We start from the raw sequence: 4067 nt of genomic DNA, 5'->3' as shown, positions 1-4067 counted from the left end.
TGGCTTAGTTCCTTGAATGAGTTAAATGAAAAACTGACAAGATGAAGTCGGCTCTGACAAAGCAGTGTTAGTGGGTGAAAAAACTGCTGACCCAACGGTTAAACATTTCCTTGAATCCGCTCCATCTCTGGTTGAGAGACTTTGCCGTTCTCAACGACCGACCTTTTGGGGAAAAGGTACTTGCCGAACTTCGCGTAAAGCGCGGGTAATATCAGCAGCGTCAGGGCGGTAGAGGTAAATAGTCCACCCAAAACAACGATCGATAGGGGTTGCAGTAGCTCTTTTCCAGGTCCACCTGCTAAGACAAGGGGTGCTAATCCTAACGCTGAGGTAAACGCCGTCATCAGAATGGCGTTGAGCCGTTCCATCGATCCTTGGATCAGGAGGTCTTTCAACGGCATTCCGGCGGCAAACTTGGTGTTGTAGTTGTCTACCAGCAGCAACCCATTTCGGGTAGCAACCCCAAACAGCGTCACAAACCCTACCAGCGAGGCAATCGACAAGATGCCTCCTGTCAGTGCAACAGCGATCACGCCGCCAACCAACGCTAGAGGCAGGTTAATCATAATCATGGCGGTGGAAGCCACTGATTTCACCGAGAGATACATGATGATCGTAATCACGACAAAGGCGATCGCGCTGAAGAGCAAAATGTTTTGAGATGCCCGTGCTTCCGCTTCAAATTGTCCTGCGTATTGGATGTAATAACCTGCAGGAATCTGCACCTGCTGATTAACCTTTGCCTGAATATCGTTTACGACAGATCGCAAATCTCTCCCTTGAGCGTTAGCGGCTACCACAATCAAGCGAGAGACGTTTTCACGGTTAATCGTGTTCGGTCCTGTGCCGTCTTGAACCGTTGCCACCTGAGCCAGCGGAATTTTATTGCCACCGGGCGTATCAACCATTAAGTTACCAATCGTGTCCAGGCTTTGGCGGGCTTCTGGTTCCAACCACACCACTAAGTCAAAGGTTTGCTGTTGCTCTAAAACTTGTGAAACCACTCGTCCATTGAGCGCTGTTTCGATCGTTTCTGAAAGTTGCCTAATGGTTAAACCATATCGGGCAGCAGCAACGCGATCGAACTGAATCTGAACTTGTTCAACTGGAATCTGTGGTTCAAGCTGGAGATCAACAATGCCCTCAACCAATTGCATGACATCATTCACTTGCTGTCCCAGAGTACGAAGTTGTTCTAATTCAGGTCCAAAGATTTTGACGGCGATCGCGCTTCTGACCCCTGAGAGCACTTCGTCCATGCGGTGGGAGATGAAGCCCCCCACGTTGGGTGCGGCTCCCGGCACTTTGCTAAACTCCTCGCGTAACAGCTCCACACTGGCTTCGCGGTCTCTCATCCCTATCTCGCTCAACTCCACGTCCAGGTGAGTTAGATTCACACCTGCGGCATCAGCATCGCCGGCTGCCCGTCCTGACCGCACTTGAATGCTCTGAAAGTTAGGATTATCCTTCAGCTTATATTCCAGTACGGATGCAGCACCGTTCGTTGCGTCCAACGATGAACCGGGATAAAGCAGCAGCGTGTTGACCAACGATTGCTCCTGAAATTCTGGGAGAAAGATGCGTCCAAATGAGAGCACAACGATCGCCGCCGCCACTAGACTTGCCACTGCAATGCCTAAAATAACGGTCGATCGCCGCATTGAAAATGTGAGCAGTGGTAAATAGATTCTTTTGAAGAACCGAGCAACCCAGGGTTCGCGTTCAGGCAGGCGACCATAGGGCAGCAGAATCGCGCAGAGCGCAGGCGTGACGGTCAAGGCGACAACGCTGGAAGCTAATACCGCTGCCAAGTAGCCCAACCCCATTGGGATGAAAATGCTGCCTTCTACGCCTGTGAGTGCAAAGATAGGAGAAAAGACGACGATCGTAATAATGGTGGCTCCAAATACGGAATCGCGCACTTCCTGACACCCATCAAACACGACCTCTAAAACCGGGCGGGGATGGGGAGAGTATTTATTTTCTCGTAAGCAGCGGTAGACGTTTTCGGCATCCACGATCGCATCATCGACCGCAGACCCGATCGCCACTGCCAATCCTCCCAGGGTCATAGTGTTCAAGCCCTGTCCGAGCCAGTTGAGTGCCAGCACACCAACCAATAAAGACAGAGGCAGCGCCGCCAAACAGACCGCCAAGTTGCGCCAGTTCATCAAGAATGGAATCAGGATCAAGGCAACGATGATGCTGCCTTCGATTAAGGCTGTCCGCACATTTTCGATCGACGCATCAATATAAGTCTCTTGGCGAAAGGTCGTGTCTACCTGGATCCCTTCTGGCAACCCAGCTTTTACCTCGGTCATTGCGGCTTCAACGGCGCGGGTGACGGTCGGCGTGTCGGCTTGGGGCTGTTTGTTGATGATCGCCACGACCGCTTTTTGGGTGTTGACGCTGGCATCTCCGCGCTTCACGGCTGCGCCAATTTTCACATCGGCAACATCTGTGATTCTGACAGGTGTGCCACTGCGAGCCGTAATCACAGATTGCTTCAAGGCTTCAATGTCTTCGATTCGCCCGATGCCTCGAATCAGTTTTTCGCGATCGGGCGTAATCAAATACCCCCCTGGCGCATTCACGTTTGCCGCCGCCACTGCTTCTGATACGTCTTGAAGGGAAACGTTGAACGCCTGTAGTTTTTCTGGGGATACTAGAACTTGGTACTGCCGCTCATCGCCACCAAACACGATGACTTGCGTGACTCCTGGCACTGCTAGAAGGCGATTTGTGACTTGCCAATCAACAATTCGCCGCATTTCCATCAAGTCAATTGTCTGGGATGTGAAGGCATAGGTGACGATCGTGCCAATGGGCGAACTGATGGGTGCAATTTGCGGGGTTTCAATCCCTTCTGGCAGTTTGCTTTCAGCAGACTGCAATCGTTCCGTCACAAGCTGTCGGGCTTGATAGATATCGGTGCCCCAGTTGAAAACTACTCTCACCACTGAAATACTGGCTGCACTGGAAGACCGTACTGCACTCACGCCTGGTGTGCCATTGATTGCGCTTTCGATCGGCAATGTCACCAACGATTCCACTTCTTCTGGAGCCAGTCCCGGTGCTTCCGTTTGGATTTCGACCTGCGGTGGTGCAAACGTGGGGAATACATCCAGCGGCATCTGAATAATGGTGCGAAAGATCCAGATAGTTAGGATCATTGCGCCCGAAATCACCAGCCAGCGGCGGGCGATGGCCCATTGAATGATAGAACTCAGCATAGGAATTTAATTGTTAGTAGGGCGATCACTGACTAAATTAAGAGCGATCGCTAGGACGCAACTCAGTGATGCTGGTGAGGCGGAGTTCGAGCTTCAGACTCTGGGTGATGAGCCTCTACTGAGCGGAGAGCAGGCTCATAATCAGACCTGGACTGAGCGTGATGTCCGTTGTGAGAACCTTCTAAATGTTCCAGTTGGTTAATCGTTGCAGTGAGTTGCCTGCGGTTGCGACGATTGGACCAGAAAGCACCTGCAACAAACGTACCGATCGCTAGCATCCCGCCTCCTAGGATGACAACCCACCACGGCAAAGGGGCACGCACTGTAGTTGCTTCGGCTGCTTCAGCTTGCTCTGGCTCTGCCGTGCCACCTCGTAATGATTGAGCGTATAGTTGATTCGCCCGTTGAGTCACAACTCGATCGCCATCAAACAGTCCGCTTTTCACTTCAACCAAGTTTCCAGCCTGTCTGCCCAGCGTTATTTCTATGGGCTGAAAGGTGTTGCCGTTCTGGACAAAGACAAGCTGCTGACCATTTGCCTCAACGATCGCTGACTCAGGAACGACGACAACGGGTTCTGGGGTGCGGTCAGTTAGCACTTCCAGTTCAGCAAACATTCCTGGTTTGAGTGCTCCATCAGCGTTGTCTAATTCTGCTTTTACTGGCACAACCCGGCTGTCTCCTTCGACAGCTGATCCAATCGTAGTGATCCGTCCTTCAAATACCTGATTGGGAAGACCTGACACTGTAACCCGTACTCGCTGTCCCTGAGCGACCTGACTTAGATCCTTCTCATAGACGTTAGCAGTTGCCAGCACCACGCGATCGTCCACG

2 protein-coding genes are annotated in these 4067 nt (G+C 51.8%); both read right to left on the bottom strand.

Going from position 1 to position 4067, the window contains the following annotated elements; genetic code table 11:
* Positions 1–98 precede the first annotated feature (98 nt).
* Positions 99–3233 (bottom strand): efflux RND transporter permease subunit, encoded by a 3135-nt coding sequence (locus H6F80_RS10420; RefSeq protein ID WP_190791494.1) that lies wholly within the window; start codon positions 3231–3233, stop codon positions 99–101.
* Positions 3234–3295: 62 nt separating this feature from the next.
* Positions 3296–4067 (bottom strand): efflux RND transporter periplasmic adaptor subunit (locus H6F80_RS10415; RefSeq protein WP_190791493.1); only part of this gene is annotated, 772 nt, incomplete at its 5' end.

The sequence above is a fragment of the Leptolyngbya sp. FACHB-711 genome (assembly GCF_014695615.1).
Lineage (GTDB): Bacteria > Cyanobacteriota > Cyanobacteriia > Elainellales > Elainellaceae > Leptolyngbya_A.
Note: the sequence above shows the minus strand (reverse complement) of the source record. Positions and strands in the feature narration are given on the sequence as shown.